The 23,961-nt window shown below is 65.5% G+C and carries 25 protein-coding genes; 15 read left to right on the plus strand and 10 right to left on the minus strand.

All coding sequences use genetic code 11. The features are described from left to right. Window positions 1-24 precede the first annotated feature (24 nt). Genes VZC37_RS03765 through VZC37_RS03805 form a run of 9 tightly spaced genes read left to right on the plus strand, consistent with a single transcriptional unit; the run spans window position 25 to window position 9,468 of the window. Window positions 25-939, plus strand: a complete 915-nt coding sequence (locus VZC37_RS03765) for an MlaE family ABC transporter permease (RefSeq protein ID WP_330431063.1) — start codon at window positions 25-27, stop codon at window positions 937-939. Next, window positions 939-1,793 carry an ABC transporter permease gene (locus VZC37_RS03770; RefSeq protein ID WP_330431064.1) on the plus strand — a complete coding sequence of 285 codons (855 nt, stop codon included), beginning with the start codon at window positions 939-941 and terminating at the stop codon, window positions 1,791-1,793. The genes VZC37_RS03765 and VZC37_RS03770 overlap by 1 nt, the downstream gene beginning before the upstream one ends. A 2-nt stretch (window positions 1,794-1,795) precedes the next feature. After that, entirely contained in the window at window positions 1,796-3,118 is a 1,323-nt protein-coding gene (locus tag VZC37_RS03775) for an MlaD family protein (RefSeq protein ID WP_330431065.1), read from the plus strand. After that, complete coding sequence (locus VZC37_RS03780; protein ID WP_330431066.1) at window positions 3,115-4,149, plus strand: MlaD family protein; 1,035 nt, start codon at window positions 3,115-3,117, stop codon at window positions 4,147-4,149. Before VZC37_RS03775 ends, VZC37_RS03780 begins: the two co-directional genes overlap by 4 nt. Before the next feature lie 4 nt (window positions 4,150-4,153). Further along, complete coding sequence (locus VZC37_RS03785) at window positions 4,154-5,206, plus strand: MlaD family protein (protein WP_330431067.1); 1,053 nt, start codon at window positions 4,154-4,156, stop codon at window positions 5,204-5,206. Beyond that, window positions 5,203-6,306 (plus strand): MCE family protein, encoded by a 1,104-nt coding sequence (locus tag VZC37_RS03790; RefSeq protein ID WP_330431068.1) that lies wholly within the window; start codon window positions 5,203-5,205, stop codon window positions 6,304-6,306. The genes VZC37_RS03785 and VZC37_RS03790 overlap by 4 nt, the downstream gene beginning before the upstream one ends. Next, on the plus strand, window positions 6,303-7,409 hold the full coding sequence (locus VZC37_RS03795) for an MCE family protein (protein ID WP_330431069.1): 1,107 nt from the start codon (window positions 6,303-6,305) through the stop codon (window positions 7,407-7,409). The genes VZC37_RS03790 and VZC37_RS03795 overlap by 4 nt, the downstream gene beginning before the upstream one ends. Further along, window positions 7,406-8,683, plus strand: a complete 1,278-nt coding sequence (locus VZC37_RS03800; RefSeq protein ID WP_330431070.1) for an MlaD family protein — start codon at window positions 7,406-7,408, stop codon at window positions 8,681-8,683. Before VZC37_RS03795 ends, VZC37_RS03800 begins: the two co-directional genes overlap by 4 nt. 44 nt (window positions 8,684-8,727) lie before the next feature. After that, window positions 8,728-9,468, plus strand: a complete 741-nt coding sequence (locus tag VZC37_RS03805; RefSeq protein WP_330431071.1) for a hypothetical protein — start codon at window positions 8,728-8,730, stop codon at window positions 9,466-9,468. A 35-nt stretch (window positions 9,469-9,503) separates the two neighbouring features. Here VZC37_RS03805 and VZC37_RS03810 read toward each other — a convergent pair whose 3' ends face one another. The 4 genes from VZC37_RS03810 to VZC37_RS03825 are packed head-to-tail and all read right to left on the minus strand — an operon-like array spanning window position 9,504 to window position 12,207. After that, complete coding sequence (locus tag VZC37_RS03810) at window positions 9,504-10,022, minus strand: DoxX family protein (RefSeq protein WP_330431072.1); 519 nt, start codon at window positions 10,020-10,022, stop codon at window positions 9,504-9,506. Between the two features lie 52 nt (window positions 10,023-10,074). Next, window positions 10,075-10,995 carry an NAD(P)-dependent oxidoreductase gene (locus VZC37_RS03815; RefSeq protein ID WP_330431073.1) on the minus strand — a complete coding sequence of 307 codons (921 nt, stop codon included), beginning with the start codon at window positions 10,993-10,995 and terminating at the stop codon, window positions 10,075-10,077. Further along, window positions 10,992-11,438 carry a carboxymuconolactone decarboxylase family protein gene (locus tag VZC37_RS03820; RefSeq protein ID WP_330431074.1) on the minus strand — a complete coding sequence of 149 codons (447 nt, stop codon included), beginning with the start codon at window positions 11,436-11,438 and terminating at the stop codon, window positions 10,992-10,994. Before VZC37_RS03820 ends, VZC37_RS03815 begins: the two co-directional genes overlap by 4 nt. A gap of 55 nt (window positions 11,439-11,493) precedes the next feature. After that, entirely contained in the window at window positions 11,494-12,207 is a 714-nt protein-coding gene (locus tag VZC37_RS03825; protein WP_330431075.1) for an enoyl-CoA hydratase/isomerase family protein, read from the minus strand. A gap of 75 nt (window positions 12,208-12,282) precedes the next feature. Here VZC37_RS03825 and VZC37_RS03830 point away from each other — a divergent pair, with 75 nt between their 5' ends. From VZC37_RS03830 to VZC37_RS03840, 3 genes are read left to right on the plus strand one after another with little or no spacing between them, the layout of a single operon-like run. After that, window positions 12,283-13,830 (plus strand): AMP-binding protein, encoded by a 1,548-nt coding sequence (locus VZC37_RS03830; RefSeq protein WP_330431076.1) that lies wholly within the window; start codon window positions 12,283-12,285, stop codon window positions 13,828-13,830. A 31-nt stretch (window positions 13,831-13,861) separates the two neighbouring features. After that, window positions 13,862-15,043 (plus strand): amidohydrolase family protein, encoded by a 1,182-nt coding sequence (locus tag VZC37_RS03835; RefSeq protein ID WP_330431077.1) that lies wholly within the window; start codon window positions 13,862-13,864, stop codon window positions 15,041-15,043. Beyond that, window positions 15,040-16,470, plus strand: coding sequence for a FadD3 family acyl-CoA ligase (locus tag VZC37_RS03840; protein WP_330431078.1), 1,431 nt, complete (start codon window positions 15,040-15,042; stop codon window positions 16,468-16,470). Before VZC37_RS03835 ends, VZC37_RS03840 begins: the two co-directional genes overlap by 4 nt. Window positions 16,471-16,554: 84 nt before the next feature. On the opposite strand, the gene VZC37_RS03845 is transcribed toward VZC37_RS03840, so the two are convergent. The 6 genes from VZC37_RS03845 to VZC37_RS03870 form a co-directional block, all read right to left on the minus strand. After that, window positions 16,555-17,214: an FMN-binding negative transcriptional regulator gene (locus VZC37_RS03845; protein ID WP_330431079.1), complete on the minus strand. Its 660-nt coding sequence runs from the start codon at window positions 17,212-17,214 to the stop codon at window positions 16,555-16,557. After that, window positions 17,214-17,945, minus strand: coding sequence for a B3/B4 domain-containing protein (locus VZC37_RS03850; RefSeq protein ID WP_330431080.1), 732 nt, complete (start codon window positions 17,943-17,945; stop codon window positions 17,214-17,216). Before VZC37_RS03850 ends, VZC37_RS03845 begins: the two co-directional genes overlap by 1 nt. Further along, on the minus strand, window positions 17,938-18,543 hold the full coding sequence (locus VZC37_RS03855; protein WP_330431081.1) for a helix-turn-helix domain-containing protein: 606 nt from the start codon (window positions 18,541-18,543) through the stop codon (window positions 17,938-17,940). The genes VZC37_RS03850 and VZC37_RS03855 overlap by 8 nt, the downstream gene beginning before the upstream one ends. 164 nt (window positions 18,544-18,707) lie before the next feature. Beyond that, window positions 18,708-18,923 carry a ferredoxin gene (locus tag VZC37_RS03860; RefSeq protein ID WP_431309315.1) on the minus strand — a complete coding sequence of 72 codons (216 nt, stop codon included), beginning with the start codon at window positions 18,921-18,923 and terminating at the stop codon, window positions 18,708-18,710. A 65-nt stretch (window positions 18,924-18,988) separates the two neighbouring features. Further along, entirely contained in the window at window positions 18,989-19,825 is an 837-nt protein-coding gene (locus tag VZC37_RS03865; protein ID WP_330431082.1) for a mycofactocin-coupled SDR family oxidoreductase, read from the minus strand. Window positions 19,826-20,006: 181 nt separating this feature from the next. Then, window positions 20,007-20,663, minus strand: a complete 657-nt coding sequence (locus VZC37_RS03870) for a TetR/AcrR family transcriptional regulator (protein ID WP_330431083.1) — start codon at window positions 20,661-20,663, stop codon at window positions 20,007-20,009. A 67-nt stretch (window positions 20,664-20,730) separates the two neighbouring features. On the opposite strand from VZC37_RS03870, the gene VZC37_RS03875 reads away from it, so the two are divergent. From VZC37_RS03875 to VZC37_RS03885, 3 genes are all read left to right on the plus strand, one after another. After that, window positions 20,731-21,486 (plus strand): carboxymuconolactone decarboxylase family protein, encoded by a 756-nt coding sequence (locus VZC37_RS03875; RefSeq protein WP_330431084.1) that lies wholly within the window; start codon window positions 20,731-20,733, stop codon window positions 21,484-21,486. Between the two features lie 78 nt (window positions 21,487-21,564). Then, complete coding sequence (locus VZC37_RS03880; RefSeq protein WP_330431085.1) at window positions 21,565-22,398, plus strand: mycofactocin-coupled SDR family oxidoreductase; 834 nt, start codon at window positions 21,565-21,567, stop codon at window positions 22,396-22,398. A gap of 34 nt (window positions 22,399-22,432) precedes the next feature. Continuing rightward, complete coding sequence (locus tag VZC37_RS03885) at window positions 22,433-23,905, plus strand: aldehyde dehydrogenase family protein (RefSeq protein ID WP_330431086.1); 1,473 nt, start codon at window positions 22,433-22,435, stop codon at window positions 23,903-23,905. Window positions 23,906-23,961 lie beyond the last annotated feature (56 nt).

Genomic DNA, 23,961 nt, shown 5'->3' on the forward strand with positions numbered 1-23,961 from the left:
GCGCAGCAGCGCAGAAAGGCAATCATGGCGATCGCTCAACAGGCGACACCTCTCCGCCGGGGTGCGGCCACCGTCGATCGCGAGATCGGGGCGCCGCCCCCGGCCCCGCGGCGATCGGCCAACGCCGAGGTGGCCGCCTGGTTTCGTGGCTATCTCCGTCGCCATCCACTCGCAGCGCTCGAGACCGTCGGTGGCCAGTGCGTCCTGGGCCTCCAGGCGACCCGCCACCTGATCGTCGACATCGTCACGGGCAAGTTCCCGGTGGCCGAGTTCATCCGGCAGTCGGCCTTCATGGCATCGGCGTCGGCGATGCCGACGGTGTTCGTCGCCATCCCCATCGGGATGACCTTGTCCATCCAATTCGCGCTGCTCGCTGCGCAAGTGGGCGCCACGTCGTTGGCGGGCGCCGCCAGCGGACTCGCGGTGATCCGGCAGGGCGCTCCGATGGTGGCGGCCCTCCTCATGGCCGCGGCCGCCGGGTCCGCGGTGTGTGCCGATCTGGGCTCACGCAAGATCCGGGACGAGATCGATGCGATGGAGGTCATGGGACTGTCGGTCATCCGGCGCCTCGTGGTTCCACGGCTCGCGGCCGCAGTCATCGTCAGCGCGGCGCTGACCGGGATCATCTGCTTTGTCGGATTCTTCTCCGGCTATGTGTTCAATGCTTTTGTGCAAGAAGGGACACCGGGAACTTTCGTCGCGACGTTCGCCTCGTTCGCCACGGTCGCCGACTTCATCCTCACCATGATCAAGTCCGTCGTGTTCGGCGCCATCGTGGCGATCGTCGCCTGCCAGAAGGGTCTCACCACCCGCGGCGGACCGGCCGGCGTCGCCAACTCCGTGAACGCCACGGTGGTCGCGTCGATCATCCTGCTCATGTTGGTCAACGTCGGGTTCACCCAGCTGTACGTGATGCTGTTCCCCCGGACCGGTTTCTGATGGCCGCACCCTATTACCCTCCCGGAGCGCGCCCGATCGTCAGATCCGCGACGGCGGTCTCCGATGCGTTGGCCCGCGTCGGCCACATGGCGGCGTTCTTCTTCCGCGCGGTGGCGGCAATTCCCTTGGCGCTGCGGCACTACGGCAAGGAAACCCTCCGGGTCATCTCCGATGTCACATGGGGCAACGGCTCCATCGTGGTCGGCGGCGGCACCGCCGGCGTCATCATCGTGCTGGGGGCCTCCGCCGGCGCGATCGTCGGCATCGAGGGATACAACGCCTTGCACCTCCTGGGCATGGAACCGGCAGCGGGCATGGTCGCCTCGACCGCGACGACCCGCGAACTCGCACCCATCATGGCGTCACTGGCGTTCGCCGCGCAGGCCGGCTGCCGGTTCACCGCGCAGCTCGGGGCGATGCGGATCTCTGAAGAGATCGATGCCCTGGAGTCGTTGGCGATCCGGCCCATACCCTACCTCGTGTCGACGCGCCTCTTCGCCGCCGTCGTCGCGGTGATACCGCTGTACCTGCTCTGCCTGGCCTTGAATTACCTTGCCGTGCAGACCATCGTGGGCCTCGCCGGTGGACTCTCGGGTGGCACGTACCAGCACTACTTCGAGATCGTGCTCAATCCGGTCGACGTGCTCTACTCCCTGGCGAAGGCCATCATCTTCGTCATCATCACCTCCACGGTCCAGTGCTACTACGGCTACTACGCCAGCGGTGGACCGCAGGGAGTCGGGACAGCGGCCGGCCGGGCCATGCGAGCCGCGATCTCCGCCATGATCTTGGCGAATCTGCTCCTCACCATCGTGTTCTGGGGTATCGCGTCGGCCGCGAGGTTGAGCGGATAGCCATGTCGGTGGGATTCGAGGAGGGGCCGCGGGGACTCAGGAAGTCCCGGCTGGTGCTCAGTGGACTGGTGGCGCTCATCGTCGTCGCGGTCGCACTGACCGCGATCTGGCTCAAGGCCGACGGCGCCTTCACGGCGTCCGTCCCGGTGCGTGCCGAGCTCACCGACGTCGGCGACGGACTCCCGAAGAACTCCGATGTGAAGTACCGCGGGGTCCTCGTCGGCGCCGTTCGTTCGGTGGTCCCGGAGACCGCGGACACCCCCAACGTCGTGGAGATCGACCTCGATCCCGCGCGAGCCGCCGGCATCCCGAGCACGGTCACCGCGCGAGTGGTACCGAGCAACTTGTTCGCGGTGTCGTCGGTTCAGTTGCTCGACAACGGGTCTGCACCGGCGATCACCTCCGGCGCCGTGATCGCCGAGGACGAGAGCAAAGACACCGTCCAGTTCCAGACGACGCTCTCACAGCTACGCGACATCGTCGCCGCCACCGGCCGTGAACGCGACGACGAGACGATCGGTCTGCTCGCCGCCGTCGCGGCCGCCACCGACCGGCGGGGCACCGACATCGCCGCGGCCGGTGCACAACTCGACCGGATCACGCGCGAACTCGACGCGGTACTGACACCGGGCGCACCGTCCACCCTGCGCGCGCTCAACACCGCGGTCACCGGGCTGCGGTCGTCGGCGCCCGATCTTCTCGACGCACTGCACTCGTCGGTGGTACCGATGCAGACCGTGGTCCGGGAATCCGCTGCGCTCACCACCTTTCTCGCGGCCGGATCAACGACCGCCGGTCGCGTCGACGAGGCCATGCGCAACAACGTCGATCAGCTTCTGACCATCACCCGGACCGCGGCGCCCGTCGTCGACGTCGTCGCCCGCGGTAGTTCGTCGTTCACCGGGATCGTCACCGAGATCAACGTGATCTCCGAGAAATGGTTCACCGAGTTCTGGCCGCGTGGTCTCCAGAACGGCAGGGGAAAGTTCATGTTCCAGTTCACTCCGCACCGGCTCTACACGCGTGCCGACTGCCCTCGGTACGGCGAGCTCGAAGGCCCGAGCTGCTCGACCGCCCCGGAATCCGTCGCGCCGCCGGTCATCACGAAGCGCGAGGGAATGACCCCCGGGTACCGGCCGGCCGCGATGGGCGGGAATGTCGGTTCGGTGGGCAGCGCCGACGAGCAGACCCAGCTCGCCGGTCTCGTCGGTGGGCCTCCGGTCACCACCACCCTGCTGCTCGGCCCGCTGGCCCGCGGTTCCGACATCACTGTGTCACCGGCGGCCCACGCCCTGCCGGCCACGACACCGCCGGGGCCGCGATGAGCGTCCGGCGCCCACTCATCGGTCTGGTGATCTTCCTGGTCGTGGCGGTCGGCCTCACGTCGACCGTCGTGGTCACGCTGCAACGCGGTGTCGACGGCGATTCAGCCACGTACACAGCACATTTCACCGACGTCACGGGACTCAAGCCGGGCGACGACGTCCGCATGGCGGGTATCCGGGTCGGACGTGTGGACATGGTCGAACTCGACGGCACGGTGGCGCGTGTGACGTTCCGCGTCGAGGCCGATCAGGCGGTCGACAGCAACACGAAGGCCTCCATCACCTACCAGAACGTGGTCGGTCAACGCTATCTGGGCCTGTCCAGGGGAGACTTCGGCGAACCCACTCCTCTGCCCGACAACGAGATCCCGATCGACCACACCGAGCCGTCCTTCGACATCTCCGCGGTGCTCAACGGATTCGAGCCGCTCTTCAGTGTGCTGGATCCCGGGCAGATCGAGAACATCACCGACGCCATCATCCGGTCCCTGCAGGGCGACACCGGTTCGATCGCCACCCTCATCGCACAGACCTCGACTCTCGCCGAGTCCGTCGCCGGTCCCGACCAGGTCCTCGGCGACGTGATCACCAACTTGTCCGACGTCGTCGGGACCCTCGCCGCCCAGCGCGGCAACGTCGACAGCATCGTGACGCGCGCACGGGAGATCTTCGTGAAACTGTCCGAGAAGGAAAAGGAGTTCTTCCCCGCCCTGGACTCGACGGCCCGCGTCGTCGATCGCGCGGCCTCGATGGCTGCGGGGGCGCTGCCCGAGTTCCAGCAGATGCTCGACCGCGAACCGGGTTTCATCGGGCACTTTCTCGCTGACAAGGAACCGTTCGCCTATCTCGGATACAACCTGCCGCCCCTGCTGAAGGGCCTCGCACGGGTCACGCAGAGCGGCGCCTACATCGACACCTACCTGTGCAACTTCAACGTGACCCTGATCCCGGCGCTCAGTACCGTCATCCCCTCCGTGGTCGCCGGTGCCACGCCCGGAGGCGAGATCACCAACTCACCGGTGTGCAGGTGACCTCATGATCCGACGCATCCGCTCCGCCGTGGCGAAACAACGGTCCGTGCCGCTGGAGAACCGCAACAAGGTCGTGATCGGCGCGGTCGCACTGGTTCTCATCGCCGCATTCATTCTGGTCCTGCTGCAGATCCAGGCCAGCGGCCCCGGAAAGCAGGACATCCGAGCGCAGTTCGCGCAGGCGGCCGGGGTATCGACCGGCGACGGCGTGAACATCGCCGGCGTCCAGGTGGGCCGCGTGACGAGCACGGAGTTGTCCGGGACCTTCGTGACCGTCGGCATGGAGGTCGACAGCGGTGTCGCGCTCGGCGAGGCGACCGAGGCATCGATCAAACTCACCACGCTGCTCGGCTCGCGGTATGTCGAGATCCGCCCGGCCGGCGAGGGGTCGCTGCCCGACGCGACCATCCCCCTGCCGCAAACGCATGTCCCCTACGACCTGCAACAGGTACTGCAGAACGCCACGGTCACCTTCGAGCAGGTGGACGCGGAGAAGATCGGGCAGTCGATGACCACCTTGGCAACACAACTCGACGACACCCCCCAGCTGATCCCCCAGGTGCTCGACAACATCGAGAACCTGTCGGCGATCATCGCCGACCGGCGTGATCAGATCGGGGCGTTGCTCACCAGCACCGAGCAACTCACCACCGTGGTGCGCGAGCAGCAGGCGAGTCTCGGCGACCTGGTGACCCGTGGCGAACGGTTGCTGCGTGCCGTGCTGCAGCGGCGGGTGATGATCCAGCGGATGCTCGACGCGTCGACGGAGGTGATCACACGGCTGCGCCGGCTGGTCGTCGACGACCGGGACGGCCTCAACCGCCTGGTGTCGAACCTCGAGGGCCTCCTCGGATCGCTGGAGCGCAACGACGCACTGCTCCGGAACACCCTGGAGGTCCTGCCGATACCCGTCCGCAACTTCGCCAACACAACCGGCACCGGCAACGAGGTCGACTTCACCTCATCGTCCGGCCCGCTCATCGACTCGTGGATGTGCGCGATCTCCAAGCAGGCCGGTCTCGTCAATCTGCCGCCGTACTTCAAGGACTGCCGATGAAGACATGGCTGATCCGGCTGCTCGTCGTTGGTGTCGTCGCGCTCCTCGCGGTCGGCGGCTACCGGGTCCTGCGCGACGACGCCGCGGACACCGTCGACGTGATCGCCCAGTTCGACAGTGCATCCGGCCTTTTCGTTGGCAATGCCGTGTCGGTGCTGGGCATGCAGGTCGGCGAGATCACCCGGATCACCCCGCGGGCCACCGCGGTCGAGGTCGCCATGAGCATCGACGGCGACGTCCCGGTGCCCGCAGATGTCTCGGCCGTCACGGTGTCGACCTCCGTCCTCACCGATCGACACATCGAGCTCACCCCCGTGTACCGATCCGGCCCACGTCTGGCCGACGACGCGGTGATCGACCTGTCGCGCACCAAGACACCCGTGGACGTCGACCGATCGCTGGCCATGGCCGACGAGCTGGCCCTGAGTCTCGACGGCGACGGCAACGGCAACGGGCCGATCGCCGACATCCTGTCGGCGGGTGCGGCCACCACCTCCGGCAACGGCGACGACATCCGATCCGCGCTGACCGCCCTGTCCGAGGCACTCGCGCTCGGCCCGGACCACGGGGCCGACACCCGAGAGGCTCTGACCGCGACGGTGGACAATCTGTCCACGCTGAGTGACGCGGCCGCACGCAACGACGGGGCGATACGCCGATTCGGCTCGGCCATCGAACAACTCGCCGACCTCTTCGCCGAAAAACAGCTGGGGTGGGGTACCACCGGCGCGCAGCTCAATCGCGTGCTCGCGGAGGCCACCACGCTGCTCGAACAACGTCGCACATCGGTGCGCAACACGGTGTCGAGCGCCGAGACGGTGACCAGAGCCCTAGCCGACTCCCGCCGCCAGCTCGCCGAGTTCCTCGATGTGACACCGCTTCTCCTCGACAACGCGTACAACTCCATCGACCAGCGCAACGGGATCGCCCGCGTCCACGCCCAGCTGGAGAAGGTGTTCTTCGACAGCCAATTGGTGAAAGAGGTCTGCAATGTGCTGCGCATCCGGGAACTCGGTTGCAACACCGGGACACTGCGCGACTTCGGCCCCGACTTCGGCATGAGCGCGATGCTCGAGGGCCTGGCCGGGGAGACACCATGACCCGACGTCGATTGGTCCGCGCTCTCGCCGTGCTCATGGCCGCGCTCCTCGCCAGTGGATGTGGCGTCGGTCTCGGCGACCTTCCCCTGCCCCGCCGCGACAGTGGGACGGGCGACACCTACACCATCACTGCCGAATTCGTGAACGCCCTCAACCTACCGCAGCAGGCCAAGGTCCGACTCAGCGGCGCCGACATCGGCGAGGTGGACTCCATGCGGGTCCGTGACTACACGGCGCTGGTCAGTCTCCGGATCCGCGATGACGTCATCCTGCCGGTCGGGACCCGCGCAGAGTTGCGGTCCGCGACCCCGCTCGGCGATGTCTTCGTCGGTCTCGAACCGCCGGAGCCGGGTGGGGAGGCGCCGGGCGGGACGCTCATCGACGGCGACACGATCCCGTTGTCCGACACCGCCGCCGCGGCGACGGTGGAGGAGGTGCTCGCGACGTCGGCGGTCCTGGTCAACGGCGGCGTGCTGCGGGACCTGACGACGATAGTCAACGGCCTCGGCCGTACCGTCGGCGACAACGGTGACGAATTGGCCGCGCTGATCGCCCGATCCACCCGGCTGATCTCGTCGCTGTCGCGTCGGTCCGGTGAACTGCGGTCGGCGCTACGCCAGACAGATCGCCTGGTGACGACGATGTCGACACGGAAGCCGGTTCTCGACGATGCCCTCGCCGCGGCCGGTCCCGCGCTCGATGTCATCGCCGCCCACACCGACGAGATCCTCGGCCTCGTCGATCAGATCGGCAGCATCAGCACCACCCTGTCGCGGTTCCCGTCGGTCAAGACCGGCGAGACCCAACATCTCACCGCCAATCTCAACCGGATCTCCGCCGAGCTCAACCGGGCGGCCACCGCACCCGGCATCGAGGTCGAGGCGATGAACGAACTCCTGGCGCCCGTCATCAAGATCACCAGTTCGACAGCTGCACACGTGGATGCCGACCTACAGGACCTGGCGATCGGCGCGCTGGCAGACCCGAATCACCATGCCGATCCCGGCAGCAGACTGCCCGACCTCTCCGATGCCGACAACTTCGCCGGCACCCTCGCCTACACCCTGCAACGCCTACGGCAGAAGTTGGTGCCGCCACGATGACCGCGACATCTCACGCCGCCAATGCCTTCCGGGTGTCCGACGCACCGGCCCGAGGCGTCACCCGGGTGGTTCGCGCCGGCGTCCGCCACCGCCTGCTGCTGTCCGCGGTCGGTCTCGTCGCGATCCTGCTACTCGGGATCGGTTACCTCGCCGGCGGAGTGTTCAACATGTCGCCGACCGACGAGACCATCACCGTGCGTGTGCACTTCACCGAATCCGGTGGACTGCTCGCGCAACAGAAGGTCACGCTCCGTGGTGTCCCAGTCGGACGGATCGCGTCCGTCGATCTCACCGCCGACGGGGTCGTCGCCGTGGCATCCATCGACTCGGCCGTCGACATTCCCCTCGACGGCGAGGTACGCGTCGCCGGCCTGTCGTTCGCCGGTGAGCAGTACCTCGACTTCCGGCCGACGAGCGACGACGGCCCGTACCTCACCGACGGCGCCGAGATCGACGCGGACGCGACGTCGACCCCGATTCCGCTCGCGGACCTACTCGACGACATGGACGGCATGTTGACGCAGATCGATCCGCAGAAGCTGCGGACGGTCAGTCGGGAGCTCGGCGTCGGTCCGGCCGGTCCCGAGAAGCTCCGCCAGATCATCGACGGTGGTACCTTCCTCATCTCCACCTTGGATTCCGTTCTGCCGCAGACGGTGTCCCTTCTTCGTTCGAGCCGAACCGTCCTGACGACACTCGGCCAGGCCGGACCGGCGTTGCGGGACACCTCCCGCGATCTCGACCGGATCATGTCGGGTGTCGCACGGACACCCGACGGCCTGCACACGTTGCTGGCCCGAACACCGCGGTTGCTCGAGGACGTGGATGCCATCATCGCCGACAACTCGCCGACGATGGTGCAGCTGCTGGGGAACCTCGCGACGGTGACCCAGATGGCCTACCTCCGGATTCCGGCGCTCAACGAGTTCTTCTTCCCGCAGTATCGCGACGGCTCGGCCCTGCACGCACTGACCACCACGATGCGCGACGGTGGTATCTGGGCGGCGGTCAACATCTATCCGCGGAATTCCTGTGACTATCAGCTTCCCCGGCTCCCGGCGTCGCAACCCGATTTCCCCGAACCGTTTCTCAACACCTACTGCCCCGATGACGATCCGAGTGTGCTGATCCGCGGGGCCCGCAACGCCCCCCGACCGCCCGGCGATGACACCTACGGCCCGGCACCCGGCACCGATCCCCATGCCCGGACCAACCCGACACCACAGGGGCCGCAATCGATTCCGCTGCCGTTCGGAGGCCCGGCACTGCCCTGACCCAGCCCAGCCCAGCCCAGTACACAACGACGAAAGGAGTTCCGATGAGCCGGACGACCACCGTCTCGAGCGAGAGCGCAGCGAGCCGCGAGGTGACCGATCCCGAGGAGATCCACACGGACACCGACAAGGACACCGACGCGCAGCCCGAATCCGAAAGCAAGGAATCCGAAAGCAAGGAATCCACGAACCCGGAATCCGCTAACGACGAGCCGAGCAGCGAGTCGGACGAGTCGAGCGGTTCGGATCACGACGAGGACGCCGCGCCGCCGAGCGGCCCCGGGACTCGAAACAGCGCTGTATCGGGCCGGTTTCGACGCGGCGGTCTCGTAGTGGCGTCACTCGTCTCGGTTGCTGCGCTGGCCCTGCTGGGCTGGTTCGGGTGGCAGTACAAGACCGATCACGCCACCGACTCGGCCGCCTCGGCCGCACTCGACACCGCGCGCGACTACGCGGTCACCCTGACCAGCGTCAGCGCGGATTCCATCGACGAGGACTTCACTGCGGTACTCGACGGTGCCACCGGCGAGTTCAAGTCCATGTATGCGAAGTCGAGCGAACAGCTACGGCAACTGCTCGTCGACAACCAGGCGAACGCCGAGGGAAAGGTCATCGCATCCGGTATCGAGTCCGCATCTCCCAGCAAGGTGGTCGTGTTGTTGTTCGTCGATCAGAGTGTGCGCAACGCCTCCACCCCCGAACCCCGTATCGATCGCAGCCGGGTGGAGATGACGATGGAACGTGTCGATGACCGGTGGCTGGCGGCGAAGGTGGAGTTGCCCTGAGCACCCGCCGGCCCCGATCATCCGGTTCGAGAGTCCTACGACGCGGCAGGTGCGCGGTAGAACGTCGCCAACTGCGCACCTGCGGCACCGAGCCCTACCGCGGCGGCGAGCGCGGCACCGCGCCGCCCGGACAGCTTCTTGTCCAACCCGATCGCGCGATCCACACTGAGCGGCCCGGCGCCGAGTGACGCCAGCGCCACCGATGCGGTCGCGAGGTTCATCACGTACTCCCACCCCTCGGACGTGATGAAGAACCCGTTGGGCAGGTGGACCGACCGGGCGGCGACAGCCATCGTGCCGACGACCGCCGCAGCGCTGAGCGGCGTGGCCGCGCCGGCCACCAGCGCCGTCCCCGCCCCGACCTCGACGACTGCGCTGGCCTGCGCCTGCAGTTTGGGCTTCTGGAAACCGATGGAACCGAACCAATTCGCCGTGCCGTCGAGTGAGCGACCATGTTTGAGGCCGTGCGCGATCATCGTTCCGCCCACCGCTCCGCGGAGGAGAAGCTGAGCGACCGCGCGTCCCCCCGATCGGGCCGTGACTTTCTGTGACATTCGATCCTCCCTGCTTTCTACTGGTCGTTCCATGACCGGATCATCCGGTCGGTCATCGCAATTCCACTCCGGCTGCGCGTTCGAGAACGCGCACGACCTCGGTCTGGTCGGCGTGGGCGCCGAGTTCGTCGACGGCGCCGGCCCACGCGTCCCGCAGCGCCGACCCGAGCCCGAGGTGCAGGCCGCAATCGCGGGCGAGGTCGAGTGCGATTCCGATGTCCTTGGCCATGAGTCCGGCGGTGAAGCCGGAATCGAATGCGCGGGAGAGGATGTACGGCTCGATCTTGGTCTCCGTGGCCTGGTTTCGACCGCTGCTCATGTTCAGCACCGACAGCAGCACGGTCGGGTCGATGCCGAACTTCGCCCCGGTGACCAGCGCCTCTGATGCGGCGAACAGACCCACCGCCGACAACAGGTTGTTCAACGCCTTCGCCGCATGAGCGGACCCCGCCGGGCCCACATGGATGATGTCGCGAGCGGTCGCTGCCAGCAGCGGCCGGATCGAGTCGATCGCTGCCGCTTCGCCGCCGACCATGACGGCCAGGTCTCGCGCGATCGCGCGGGCCACCCCACCACTGACAGGCGCGTCGACGACCGCGACCTGTTTCTCGGCGGCGGCGCGCGCGAGGGCCTGCGTCCGGGCAGGGATGCTGCTACCCATGTCGACGATCACCGAACCGGGCCGCAGGACGGTGAGCAATCCGCGGTCGCCGAGCACGACGTCGTCGACGATGTCGCTGGTGGGCAGCGACAGGACGATCACGTCGCACTCGCCGACGTCGCCGGCCGATGCCCCGCCCCGGTGCGCGTTCACGAACGTGTCAACCACTTCGGGATCGGCGTCGAACACGGTGAGCGGCTGACCGGCTCCGACGAAGTTCGCCGCGATCGGCGACCCCATCGCGCCGAGACCGATCATGCCGACCCGATGATCCGGGAGCGGAGACGAACGTCCGCTGAGATCCGCCGTCATCGTCGACGCTCCTCATCGGCGTCGGCCGTCGAACGAGGGCCGAGTTCATCGGCCAACACGTCTTGTACGACGCGCATCGCAGCAACTCCCGCCGGGACACCGCAATAGGCCGTCGCATGGATCACCGCCTCGGAGATCTCATCGCGTGTTAGGCCGTTGCGGAGGCCACCGCGCACATGAACAGCGAGTTCGGCATGGTGGTTGAGCGCGACCAGCACTCCGATCGTCATCAGACTCCGGCTGCGTCGATCCAGACCGGGCCGGGTCCACACCGAACCCCACACCATCTCGGTGACGAACTGCTGCAGCGCCGCCCCGTCTGAGCCCGCGGCGCGGGCCGTCGATTCGGCGACGTACTGCTGCCCGACGACGTCGGTCCGTACGACGAGCCCCTCGTCGTAGAGCACCCGGTGCGCCGCGTCGATGCGGCCGTCGCTGGACATGGTCACTCCTCTTCGTCACCGGCAGTCGTGGATGGCGGCCACCATCGGCGGAAGATCACCGCTTCTTCAGAACCCGATCGGCTGCGGCCCAATGCTCGTCGGCCACCCAGAGTGTGGCGAACTCCTCGACCGCCTCCTCGGCTGTCGCCCCGGTGATCACCTTTTTGATGCCCGCCGCCGGGGCGGTGGCCAGCGAGTGCGCGACCTTCCGCCAGTCCTCGTCGAACGTCGCCCGGGGAAACACCTGGTCGACGAGCCCGATCTCCAGGGCCTCGTCGGCAGAGAGCAGGCGCCCCGTACCCGCCAACAGCATCGCTCGGGATCGACCAACCATCTGCGCGAGACGTTCAGCGCCGCCCCACGCGGGCATGATGGCCAGGGTCGACTGATTGAACCCGATCTTGATGTCGTCGGCGGCGAGCCGGATGTCGGCCGCGGACGCGAATTCTGCGCCACCCCCGAGTGCGTGCCCGTTCACGGCGGCGATCACCGGTGCCGGGAAGTCCACCAGGCGTTGGCAGATCGCCCGCATCCGCCGCGCCATGGCCCGCGCATCGTCGAGGGTACGCAGCTTCGCCAGCTCTTTGAGGTCGCCGCCCGAGACGAACACCCGGTCACCGCCGCCGGTGATCGCGAGGGCACGCGCGCCGTGCGCCTGGTCGATGGCCTCGTCGAGCTGATCCATCGTCGCGGGCGCGATGGCGTTGCGCGCCTCCGGCCGGTCGATCGTGATCACGGCAAGGCCGTCGATGAGCTCCGACTTCACCATAACTACTCGCTCTCGCTCTAGGAGATTGGTATTCTCACTAGAGAGAACCATATCATCGCATGAGAGGGAACCTCCATGACCCGACAGATCCCGGTCGAGCTCACCGAGAAGTACGTCGCCAACGGATGGTGGACGAAGGAGACGGTCGGCGACATCATCTCGGACGGTCTCACCGCCGCACCAGATGCGAAATTCCGTGTGCACTCCGCCATTCGTCCGTTCGCCGGGACATTTCGCGACGTGGAGAACGTGGCGCGGCGCCTCGCGTCCGGTCTGCGTTCCCGCGGAGTCGGACCGGGTGACGTCATCGCCTTTCAGCTCCCGAACTGGATGGAGGCCGCCGCAACGTTCTGGGCCTCGGCTTTTCTGGGAGCCGCGGTCGTGCCGATCGTCCACTTCTACGGACCCAAGGAGGTGTCGTTCATCCTCGGCGAAGTGGAGCCGAAGGTCTTCGTCACCCCGGAGTCGTTCGGCCGGCTCGAGTACGACCTGAGTGTTGCCGCCGATGTCCCGATCGTCGGCGTGGTGGGACGCGACTTCGACGACCTCCTCGCCGACGAACCCCTCGAGGAGATCCTGCCGGTCGATCCCAGCGGGTGCGCTCTCATCGCATTCACCTCGGGCACCACCCGGAACCCCAAAGGCGTTCTCCACAATCATCATTCACTTGTGTTCGAGACCCGCCAGCTCGGCCAGTGGTACCCGCCGGACCGGGGCAACCAGCTGACCGCGGCGCCGGTTGGTCATTTCATCGGCATGATCAACGCGTTCACCATCCCCGTCGTCGACGGCACCGACATCAACCTCACCGACGTCTGGGATCCCGGTCAGGCACTCGACCTCATGGTCACCGAGGGCCTGACCGTGGGCGGCGGCGCCACCTACTACATGACCAGCCTGATCGACCATCCCGACTTCACCGAACAGCACCTGCCGTCGATGCGGTATGCCGGCCTCGGCGGCTCCTCCGTACCGAGCGCCATCACCACCCGCCTCGCCGAGCTCGGCATCGTCGTCTTCCGCTCCTATGGCAGCACCGAGCACCCGTCGATCACCGGTTCGCTGTACGACGCGGCCGAGGACAAACGTCTGCACACCGACGGGCGACCGCTGCCCGGCGTCGAGATGATGCTGGCCGAGGACGGCGAGATCCTCAGCCGCGGACCCGATCTCTGTATGGGCTACACCGACGCGGAACTCACTGCGCGGATGTTCGACGACGCCGGCTGGTATCACACCGGCGACATCGGGACCCTCGACGAAGACGGCTATCTGAAGATCACCGACCGCAAGTCCGACATCATCATCCGCGGTGGCGAGAACATCAGTGCGCTCGAGGTCGAAGAAGTGTTGCTCGGGATGCCGGCGGTCGCCGACGGCGTGGTCGTCGGGGTCCCCGACGATCGGTTCGGCGAGCGCGCGGCGGCCGTGATCAGGGTCCGTCCCGGCCACTCGACACCGACGCTCGACGACCTGCGCGCTCACTTCGCCACGGTCGGCATCGCCAAGCAGAAATGGCCCGAACGCATTCACGTCGTCGAGGACTTCCCCCGAACCGCGAGCGGCAAGATCCAGAAGTTCCGGATCCGCGCGGCCATTGCCACAATACAATCCGGAGAATAGTATTCTCACCAGATGCAAAGGAGGATCTCTGATGTCACCCACTGAAATGCCGTACCCGCTCTTCGATGCGGACAACCATCTCTACGAGACCAAGGAGGCACTCACCCAGTTCCTGCCCGACAAGTACAAGAAAGCCATCCAGTACGTCGAGGTGGACGGCCGGACCAAGATCGCCATCCAGGGCCAGATCAGTGAGTACATCCCCAATCCGACGTTCGACGTCGTCGCGCGGCCGGGCGCGATGGAGGACTACTTCAAGAACGGCAACCCGGAGGGCAAGAGCAAGCGCGAGATCTTCGGTAAGCCGATCAAGTCCCCGCCGGCGTTCCGCGAGCCGGCACCCCGGTTGGAGCTGATGGACGAGCTCAAGATCGACCGAACGCTGATGTTTCCGACGTTGGCCAGCCTCGTCGAGGAGCGGATGCGCAACGATCCGGAACTCATTCACGCCGTGGTGCATTCGCTGAATCAGTGGCTCTACGAGAACTGGTCGTTCAACTACAAGGAGCGGATCTTCACCGTCCCGGTGATCAGCCTGCCCATCGTCGACAAGGCCATCGAGGAACTCGAGTGGTGTGTCGAGCGTGGCGCCAAGGCGATCCTGGTCCGCCCGGCCCCGGTCCCGGGGTACAAGGGACCGCGATCGTTCGCACTGCCGGAGTTCGACCCGTTCTGGAAGCGCGTCGTCGAACTCGATGTGCTTGTCACACAGCACTCATCCGACAGCGGCTACGCCCGATACAACCAGGACTGGGACGGTACCGGTTCGGAGATGCTGCCGTTCGTCACCAACGCGTTCCGGATGGTGAGCGAGTGGCGACCGATCCAGGACGCGGTCGCCTCCTGGGTCTGCCACGGCGCACTGTTCCGCTTCCCGGAACTGCGGATCGCGGTGATCGAGAACGGCGCCAGCTGGCTGCCACACGTGTTGCAGACGTTGACCGACGTCTACAAGAAGGCACCCGAGGGCTTCGGGATGCAAGACCCGGTGGCGGCGATCAAGAAGAGCATCCATGTCAGCCCGTTCTGGGAAGAGGACTTCAGCAAGCTCACGGCACTGATCGGCGCGGAACGTGTGCTGTTCGGTTCGGACTATCCGCATCCCGAGGGCCTCGCGGAGCCGACCACCTACATCAGCCACATCGAGCATCTGCCGCTCGAGGATCAGAAGCTCGTGATGGGCGGCAACATGGCGCGGCTGCTGAAGGTATGACCTGGAAGACCATCCCCGAGATGGTCCTGTCCGCCGGCGACCGCTTCGGAGATGCCGAAGCGGTCGTCGACGGCTCCCTTCGTCTGACCTTCCGGGAGACTGTCGCTCGTATTCGCTGCGCGGCAGGAGCATTCGCCGATATCGGCATCCGCAAGGGCGACCGGGTCGCGATCTGGGCACCCAACTCGGCGGAGTGGATCATCGCCGTCTTCGGAATCCTCACCGCCGGCGCGACACTCGTCCCGATCAACACCCGATACAAACCCGATGAGGCCGCGGACATCCTCCGACGCAGTGGTGCCGCAGCCGTACTCGTTCAGCCCGGTTTCCTCGGACTCGAGTTCCCGGCGCCCGAAGGCGTCGAGGTCATCGACATCACGGGCGACTTCCTCAGCAGCGGTTCACCGTTCGAGGCCGATGTCGCCGGTACCGACATCGCCGATGTCATGTACACCTCGGGGACCACCGGACGCCCCAAGGGCGTCATGATGGATCACACGCAGACTCTGCGTCTCTTCGGCGAATGGTGCGATCTCGCGGATCTGCGCGAGGGAGATCGCTATCTCATCGTCAACCCGTTCTTCCACATGTTCGGCTACAAGGCCGGCCTGATCGCGTCGTTCATCCGGGGCGCGACGGTCTTTCCGATGGCCACCCTCGACGTCGACCGGGTACTCGAGTTGGTCGAGACCGAGCGGATCACAATGCTGCCCGGCCCACCGACCCTGTACCAGTCGTTACTCGGCGCAGACCGCAGGGTGCGCGACCTGTCGTCGCTGCGGGCTGCGGTCACCGGCTCTGCCGACATTCCGGTGGATCTCATCCGTCGCATCAAGCAGGATCTCCCGTTCCAGACGATCATGACCGGTTACGGCCTCACCGAGGCCGGCACCGCGACCGCATCACGTGCAGGCGACACCTTCGAACAGATCGCGACTACTGTCGGAAAGCCCTGCGACGGAGTGGAGATCAGTATTGCGGACGACTCCGAGGTGCTGATCCGCGGGTACAACGTGATGCAGGGATATCTCGATGACGACGAGGCAACGGCCGAGGCGATCGATCCCGACGGCTGGCTGCACACCGGCGATCTGGGCGAGATCGATGCCGACGGACGAGTGCGGATCATCGGCCGCAAGAAGGACATGTTCATCGTCGGCGGGTTCAACGCGTACCCGGCCGAGATCGAGAGCTACCTCTCGGAGCATCCCGCCGTGGACCAGGTCGCGGTGATCGGGGTGCCCGACGAGCGGATGGGGCAGGTCGGCAAGGCGTTTGTGGTCGCCAACGCCCCGATCACCGAGGACGAACTGCTCGCGTGGGGTCGAGCACGGATGGCCGGTTTCAAGGCGCCGCGGTCCATCGAGTTCATCGAGAGCCTCCCAACGAACGCCACGGGAAAAGTGATGAAGAGCGAACTGCGCTGAGCATGGGTCTCTGGTCCGTCAACACTTCTGCATCTCTCGGATCGCATTCGTGGCCGCACTGAGGCTGCGATCTGTCGAGATGGCTCAGGCTCTTCCTCGTCCGCTGTTCCAGTCACCAATCTCATTCACGCGACGCTGCTGTTGGGCGGCCACCGCATCATCGAGGCCCCGTCCACGCGATCCCAGCTCGTCGATGATCTTCTCGCGCTGAGCGACCGGTCTATTGTCGTCGTATTTGAACTTCGCCTCGACCCGCACCACCACCAACCGCAGGCCACGGATACCCGCCAACATCCGGGCGTACGGCTCCTCGGCAACGGAGACGTGGCCACCTTCGGGCTGGAAGTCGGCCAGTTGCGCATCAAGGATCGCGGCCTTCGCTGCGGGATCGTCGACAATCGTGGGCCGACATACAAATCCAACTGTGGCGTAATAGCTTGTCGGCACACCCTTTTCAGTCGGGTCGCCATCTTTGGACCGCCAATAGCCCGGGATGAAGGCGTAGTCGCCCGTTACGACCAGGCGTACCTCACCAGCGACTTCCAGGTGCGCCCAGACCGGATTCGGTCGCGCCAGATGAATCAACACGTCGTCGCCGGCAACGGTGAAATGGGTGGGCACCACGATCGGGGCTTGAAGAGGATCCGAGTTGTTGACCGCGAGGACACCGAACCGGTCGGTGGAATCGAGCCATTGCTGCCACTCACCGGAATCGACCGCGGCATCCCACGGGTGGATCAGCATCAAGAACTCCCCTCTACAGCCGATTCGGCGGCAATCAAACGCCGCTGAACCTGCACATCAGGTCCGAGCCGACGCAATTCGGCCACGAGTTGGTCAGCCGCTGCGTCGAGTTGCTCGCCGGTCAGAGGATCGAGCGCGTCGAGAATGAACAGCGCCGTGGTGGTTGTCTCGGTCAGTTGCGTGCGCCGACCTTGACGCCAATTCCACCGGCGGCAGGTCACCCCGGCGTCGTCACACCACACCACCTCCCCGGCGGCCGGATGCTCGGTGATGTCCGAGCCGCCGGCAACGGTGTGGAATTCTTCGGTGCCGTTCGACCGAAGGAGGCGAGGTCCACCGATGTACTTCGCCAGATCCTCTCCGCCCACAGGGATTTGATGCAGCACCGAAATCGCGTTGTACACATCCGTCAACCGGTTCACGCGAGGTAAGCCCGACTCTGCCCGACGCAGTAGCGCCTCCGCGCTGCTGCGAGTGCGTTGTGGCTTGGCTCCGAAGGCACGGAAGGCGTCGCGCCATGACGCCATGTGCGGCAACTCCTCGACCGGCCGTTCGGTCAGCGCTCGGCGCGCGGACGCCTCGGCCCCCTGCAACAACGCCTCACTGCTGTCGTCACCGGGACCGGGTACCAGGCCGTCGACCGCGATCAGCAATGCGCGATAGTCCGGTCGCAGTGCGAAGACTGCGCCGTCAACTCGGGCGCGAGCGAGAAGAAGTGACAATTCAGGCATCGTTGACCTTCCGTCGAGCCTGCGCACCGACACCGGGCTCGAAAACGGTCAACGCGAAGCGCGCCGACGTACTGGCCGAATTACTGTATGAATGCGACTCATCGCCGGCAAACGTAACGGCGTCGCCGACCCCGAGGGTCACGGTCCGTTCGCCGATCCGGACCTCGACAACGCCCTCGCGGACAAGAATCAACTCCATCGTTCCGGCTGTGTGTGCCTCAATGTCATGCCGATCGCCAGGGCTCAAGGTCCAGTCCCACAGTTCAACCACGTTGGGCGGCAGCGTGCCTGCGACGAGCACCCCGCGACCACCACGATCACCTCGCCACAGCGTGGCACCCTCGCCGCTTCGCGTCACCGTCACCTCTTTGGGCTCCGGCGGTGCAATCAACGCAGGCAAGCCCAATCCAAGCGCGTCACTGATCTTCAACAGTGTTCCCACACTCGGATTGGCCGAACCCTGCTCTACGTTGATCAGCATCCGGCGACTCACCGCGGCAGACTCAGCCAGACGGTCCAGCGTCCATTGCCGAGCGAGTCGTTCCTTGCGAACGCGCGCCCCGATTGCCGAGGCGAGCGCCGATGCGCCGTCGTCCATCAGTGCATGATACTGCACTATCGTGCACAGCGTGTCACTCGCTTCGCGTGCGGAGGCACGTCCGGGCGCAGGAAGGCCGCGACCTGGATCTTCGGCCGGCACCGGGATGACACGATGGCCGCGTCTCGCGACCGTCAAGGACACCGCGACGGGCGTGCATCGGCTCAGTTCTCCGGTTCGTTATCTACCATCGAGATCGCCTGCCGCGGACAGGCGCTCACCGCGGCACGAACAGACTCTCGCGCTGCTTCCGGCGGATTCTCCTGCCACACCGCCAGATCGTCGTCCCCGACGTCGAAGACTTCCGGAGCGAGGAGAACACACTGGGCGTGCCCCTCGCACAACTGCCTGTCCACATCGACGCGCAGATCTGAGCTCACGGCTCCGATCCCGTCCGAAGATTCGGAATCATTTTGGCTCCTCTCGTCAACTGCACCGATGCGCGTCAGTGCAGCAAGCTACCGGCGTCAACCGCCAGCGGAAGACCGGTGACGAAACGCGACTCGTCGGACGCCAGGAACAACACCGCGTTACTGATGTCGCGGGGTTCCACCCAGCCGGTGGGGAGGACGTGCATCATCTGCGCGACCACCGCGAGATCGTCCGGTCCCGGGTTCTCCAGGTCCGGCCGGAACATCTTCATCGTCCCCTCGTTCATGAACATCGGGGTGTTGACGTTCGTCGGGAGAACCGAATTGACCCGGATGGACTGCGCGCCCAACTCCACCGCGAAGCTCCGCATCAACCCGATCACACCGTGTTTGGCGGCGATGTAGTGCCCCGTGTTCGGATAGGCCTTCATACCACCGACCGAGCTGGTGAGGATCACGGATCCGCCACCGGCCGACTGTAGATGCGGAACCGCCGCCTTGACCGTCTTCCACACACCGGACAGATTCACGTCGATCATGTCCTGCCAGTCCGTCTCGCTGGTCTTGTCCAGCGTCTCGCCACCGTTGCCGATGCCGGCGTTCGCCACGACCACGTCGAGATGGCCCAGCTGCTCGACTCCGTTGTCGACGGCGGCCTTCAACGCCGCATAGTCACGGACATCCACCTCGGATGCGATGATCCGACGGTTCTGCTGCTTGACCAGTTCCACCGTCTCGGCGAGATCCTCGGGAGTCGATGCCGCGATCGTCGTGTCGCCGGTGACCGGCCCACAGATGTCGACGGCGATGATGTCGGCCCCTTCTTCGGCAAGGCGCACCGCGTGGCTGCGCCCCTGCCCTCGTGCCGCTCCGGTGACAAGGGCGACCTTGCCGTCCATACGACCAGTCATTGATACACCAACCTTCGCAAATGGAGTCGTGTGAGTAGCGCCCATCGTCGGGATCGCTGACGCCGGAACAGATACCGGACACTCGAGTGGAGTGTTGCACAGGTCACATCGGACTGTCAACGACCCGGTTCCGAAAGACCCTGTCCGCTAGCCATTTTCGGGCAGCGACGGGAAGGGAATCTCAATCGCCTCGACTTCTCGACCAAACATCAAGCGCTGCCAGGGTTTCCGACGAAGGTTCCAGAGTGAGCAGCGCAACCAGACTGTCGAGCAACTGGCTCACGTGCACTGCATACGGCGGGACCGCTTCGCCGATGTCACGCGTACGCCGCCGATCGGTGCAGACATGTAGGCACGTCGCGGTGGCCTGCTTGATGCGGACCTCGCGCAATTGGGCCGGGACGCCGTCCAGCAAATCGCCCACCCGGTCGTAGTACGCCTGCTCGGCCATCCGGTTCTCCGCCGGCAGGTCACCGAACGGATCAGACTTCCGCTCGAGCTGTTCGATGAACTCCAGGTAGTAGCAGTCACCATCCTCCCCCAGCTCGATGAGCGGCAGATGCTGCGCCTCGACGACCGACCGTACATCGCGGAGATCGGCCCGCGCGTACAGCAGACCCCGCCGGCGGTCGAGGTCGTCGACCCGATTCGCCAGCACTGCCGTCACCAGCGACTCCTTGGACCCGAAGTGGTACTGCACTGCCGACTTGTTTGCCGTTCCGGCCTCAACTGCGATCTGGCGCAACGGAACCCCGTCCAAACCGTGGAGTGCGTACAAGCGTTCCGCGGTCAGGATCAGGCGTTCTTTGGCGGATCGCACTTCCGTGGGCATGAACATGATCAAACCATAGACAAATTGAGTCCAAGGACTTAAAGTGCAGTCATCCATTCGAGAGGTAAGCCACATGTCCAACAGTTCTGTGAGTTGCGTCAATGATCGGCGCGCGGAGGAGATCACCGCCCGCACCCCATTTGAACAGGCACAACACTCCTGGCTCCACGAACAGGTGTGGACTCGCCCCGGCTTGGGACGCCGCGAGCGCCGATGGGTCACCCTGACGTGTGTCGGTGCGGCGGATGCCCCAAAACCGATCGAGGACCAGGTTCGCGATGCACTCACCAGCGGCGACATCACCATCGACGAGATGCTGGAGTTCGTTCTCCACTTCGCCGTGTACAACGGGTGGCCCAAGGCCTCCCATCTCGAGGGGGTGGTTCGTCGTACCTGGGCGACGATCGACCGTGCGAACGGCGGCACAGGCGCCGTGCACCCGCCCGACAACTCCACCCTCGGCCTGAGCGACTGGAAGTCTCGGATCGAAGACGGCACAAGAGAATTCGGCGAGGTCAACCTCATCGAGCCACCGAAGCCGGAAACCCCGTACATCCACGCCGGAATACTGAACTTCGTCTTCGGTCATGTGTGGCAACGTCCCGGTCTCAGCCGACGCGACCGCAGATTCATCACCGTCGCCTCCGTGGCGGTCTGCGATTCGCCCACCCCGCTGCACTCACACACCGGCTCGGCGCTCGAGTCCGGCGACATCACCAAGTCCGAGATGGACGAGGTCGTCCTGCAACTTGCGGCGTACTCGGGATTCGCGAAAGCCGAAGCGCTCCATGACGTGAGCGAGCAGGCCTGGGCGCGACTACGGCCCTGATCGTCCATCCATGACCAGCCCCTCTCGGTGAGCCATCGCGCCACCGACTCAATCAACCAACAGACGGGAATTCTCATCATGTCAGGACTCGACGGTCGCGTAGCGTTCATCACCGGGGCGGGGCGCGGCCAGGGCCGCGCCCACGCGATCCGACTCGCCCGAGAAGGTGCCGACATCATCGCTGTCGACATCTGCGAGAACGTGGCGTCGATGACGTACCCCAACGCCTCCCAGGAGGACCTCGACGAGACCGCTCGCCTCGTCGAGAAGGAGGGGCGCCGGGTGGTGGCACGCAAGGCAGACGTCCGGGACTTCGCGGCACTGCGGAACGCCTTCGAGGCGGGCCACGACGAGTTCGGCCGCGTCGACATCATCCTGGCGAACGCCGGCATCATCAAGATGGGCCCCGAGGACCCGGACAACTTCCTCGACGAGTGGAACGATGTCATCGACACCAACCTGACCGGGGTGTTCCACACCATCCGCGCAGCCCTTCCCGCGATGCGTGAAGGCGGGCGCGGCGGTTCGATCGTCATCACAAGTTCGTCAGCCGGGATCAAGGCGTCGGCTTCCATCAATGCGAGCGGCAATGCCTACGCGTCGGCCAAACGCGGCGTCGTAGCGCTCATGCAAGGTCTGGCCAATTATCTTGCGCCGGAATGGATCAGAGTGAACACGATTCATCCGACCGGCGTGGCGAGCGGGATGACGATGAACGAGGCGATGCAGAAGCTGATGGAGGAGGCGGCCAAGGGCGGGGCGAACACCATATCCGGGATGCAGAACGCACTGCCCATCCAGATGCTCGAGGCCGAGGATGTGGCCAACGCGGTCGCCTACCTCGTATCCGACGAGGCGAAATTCATCACCGGCACCCAATGGGCGCTGGACGCCGGTTTCACCGTGCGATGAGTTGCGTGACACTTCGACCGAGGAGAGCGATCTCATGACCGAGACGACCATCGCCGACCGCGTCGACGAACTGCCCACCAAACTGCTGATCGGCGGCGACCAGGTAACCGGGACGTCCGCGACCCAGCACGAACACATCTACCCGGCAACCGGACGGCCCAATGCGACAATCACTCTGGCCGGGCCCGATGAGGTGGATCGTGCGGTCGACACTGGGCGCGAGGCACAACGAGAGTGGATGGCCCTGCCGATCGGCAGGCGACGCGACATCATGTTCGACCTCGCCGACGCCGTCCGCGACAACGTCGAGGAACTCGGACGACTGAGCATTCACGACTTCGCGGTGCCCATCAGGACCGCCCCGGGGCACGCGATGCTCGCCGAGAGCTTCATCCGCTACTACGCAGGACACATCGACAAGGCCCACGGCCAGAATTCCGAGGTCTCGGGTAAGCACGATCTCAACCTCGTCGACCACGAACCATACGGAGTCGTCGGGATCATCGCGCCGTGGAATGGACCGTTGGTCGTGGTGGGCCTGAGTGTCGCCCCGGCGCTGGCCGCGGGTAACGCCGTCATCCTCAAGCCGTCGGAACTATCACCGTTCAGTGCACTTCGGTTCGGCGAGATCTGTGTCGAGGCCGGACTACCGCCCGGGCTCGTCAACGTGTTGCCGTCCGACGCGGGCGGCGGCCGTTCACTGGTGGCTCATCGCGGACTGGACAAGATCCATTTCACCGGTGGCGGAGCAACCGCGCGGGAGGTTTTGACCGCTGCCGCGGTCAACCTCACCCCCGTCGCAACCGAACTCGGCGGCAAGTCGGCCAACATCATCTTCTCCGACGCCGACCTACAGCAAGCTGCGATTCTCTCCGCATGGCAGGGGCCCCTGGGACAATCGGGGCAGAGTTGCGCATGCGCCAGCCGGATCTTCGTCCATCACGATGTCTACGACGAGTTCATGCAGATCTTCCTCGCCGTGTTGGCCGCGGCGAAGATCGGGGATCCATTCGATCCGGACGTGATGCTCGGTCCGGTCGTGAGCGAGCCGGCGATGAACCGAATCCTGGGCGTCATCGATGATGCCGTGCACAACAGAAACGGATCGCTGGCAACTGGCGGACAGCGGGTCGGTGGTGAGCTCGGCAACGGTTACTACATACAGCCGACGGTCTTCACCGACGTGGACAATAAATCTCCGCTCGCGACGACGGAGATCTTCGGCCCCGTTGTTTCTGTCACCCGGTTCCGGGACGAGTCAGAAGTCATAGCACTCGCGAACGACAGCGACTACGGCCTCAACGCCTATGTTCAGACAATGAATCTTCCACGCGCACATCGTGTTGCGCGATCTCTCCAGTCCGGTTCGGTGTGGATCAATCGCAACAGCGACATCTCACCCCAGGGACCGTACGGAGGCTTCAAGCAGAGCGGCAGCGGCAGATCGGGTGGCATCGAAGGTCTTCGGGAGTTCCAACAGACGAAGAACACCCGGATCGGACTCTGACGCGCACTACCACCTGCGCGCGAGCCCCTTACCCAGGGCCTGCAGCCCAGTCCCAT

Source organism: Gordonia sesuvii, assembly GCF_036350415.1.
In the GTDB taxonomy this organism is placed as follows: Bacteria; Actinomycetota; Actinomycetes; order Mycobacteriales; family Mycobacteriaceae; genus Gordonia; species Gordonia sesuvii.

Bases quoted from the DNA above. Each gene is read 5' to 3' on its own strand.
- VZC37_RS03770 (WP_330431064.1), top strand. From the start codon at position 939: ATGGCCGCACCCTATTACCCTCCCGGAGCGCGCCCGATCGTCAGATCC.
- VZC37_RS03815 (WP_330431073.1), bottom strand. From the start codon at position 10,995: ATGACGGCGGATCTCAGCGGACGTTCGTCTCCGCTCCCGGATCATCGG.
- VZC37_RS03885 (WP_330431086.1), top strand. From the start codon at position 22,433: ATGACCGAGACGACCATCGCCGACCGCGTCGACGAACTGCCCACCAAA.
- VZC37_RS03845 (WP_330431079.1), bottom strand. From the start codon at position 17,214: ATGCTGATCCACCCGTGGGATGCCGCGGTCGATTCCGGTGAGTGGCAG.
- VZC37_RS03765 (WP_330431063.1), top strand. From the start codon at position 25: ATGGCGATCGCTCAACAGGCGACACCTCTCCGCCGGGGTGCGGCCACC.
- VZC37_RS03800 (WP_330431070.1), top strand. From the start codon at position 7,406: ATGACCGCGACATCTCACGCCGCCAATGCCTTCCGGGTGTCCGACGCA.
- VZC37_RS03830 (WP_330431076.1), top strand. From the start codon at position 12,283: ATGACCCGACAGATCCCGGTCGAGCTCACCGAGAAGTACGTCGCCAAC.
- VZC37_RS03790 (WP_330431068.1), top strand. From the start codon at position 5,203: ATGAAGACATGGCTGATCCGGCTGCTCGTCGTTGGTGTCGTCGCGCTC.
- VZC37_RS03865 (WP_330431082.1), bottom strand. From the start codon at position 19,825: ATGACTGGTCGTATGGACGGCAAGGTCGCCCTTGTCACCGGAGCGGCA.
- VZC37_RS03875 (WP_330431084.1), top strand. From the start codon at position 20,731: ATGTCCAACAGTTCTGTGAGTTGCGTCAATGATCGGCGCGCGGAGGAG.
- VZC37_RS03825 (WP_330431075.1), bottom strand. From the start codon at position 12,207: ATGGTGAAGTCGGAGCTCATCGACGGCCTTGCCGTGATCACGATCGAC.
- VZC37_RS03835 (WP_330431077.1), top strand. From the start codon at position 13,862: ATGTCACCCACTGAAATGCCGTACCCGCTCTTCGATGCGGACAACCAT.
- VZC37_RS03820 (WP_330431074.1), bottom strand. From the start codon at position 11,438: ATGTCCAGCGACGGCCGCATCGACGCGGCGCACCGGGTGCTCTACGAC.
- VZC37_RS03785 (WP_330431067.1), top strand. From the start codon at position 4,154: ATGATCCGACGCATCCGCTCCGCCGTGGCGAAACAACGGTCCGTGCCG.
- VZC37_RS03855 (WP_330431081.1), bottom strand. From the start codon at position 18,543: ATGGACGACGGCGCATCGGCGCTCGCCTCGGCAATCGGGGCGCGCGTT.
- VZC37_RS03775 (WP_330431065.1), top strand. From the start codon at position 1,796: ATGTCGGTGGGATTCGAGGAGGGGCCGCGGGGACTCAGGAAGTCCCGG.
- VZC37_RS03795 (WP_330431069.1), top strand. From the start codon at position 6,303: ATGACCCGACGTCGATTGGTCCGCGCTCTCGCCGTGCTCATGGCCGCG.
- VZC37_RS03880 (WP_330431085.1), top strand. From the start codon at position 21,565: ATGTCAGGACTCGACGGTCGCGTAGCGTTCATCACCGGGGCGGGGCGC.
- VZC37_RS03780 (WP_330431066.1), top strand. From the start codon at position 3,115: ATGAGCGTCCGGCGCCCACTCATCGGTCTGGTGATCTTCCTGGTCGTG.
- VZC37_RS03810 (WP_330431072.1), bottom strand. From the start codon at position 10,022: ATGTCACAGAAAGTCACGGCCCGATCGGGGGGACGCGCGGTCGCTCAG.
- VZC37_RS03870 (WP_330431083.1), bottom strand. From the start codon at position 20,663: ATGTTCATGCCCACGGAAGTGCGATCCGCCAAAGAACGCCTGATCCTG.
- VZC37_RS03805 (WP_330431071.1), top strand. From the start codon at position 8,728: ATGAGCCGGACGACCACCGTCTCGAGCGAGAGCGCAGCGAGCCGCGAG.
- VZC37_RS03850 (WP_330431080.1), bottom strand. From the start codon at position 17,945: ATGCCTGAATTGTCACTTCTTCTCGCTCGCGCCCGAGTTGACGGCGCA.
- VZC37_RS03840 (WP_330431078.1), top strand. From the start codon at position 15,040: ATGACCTGGAAGACCATCCCCGAGATGGTCCTGTCCGCCGGCGACCGC.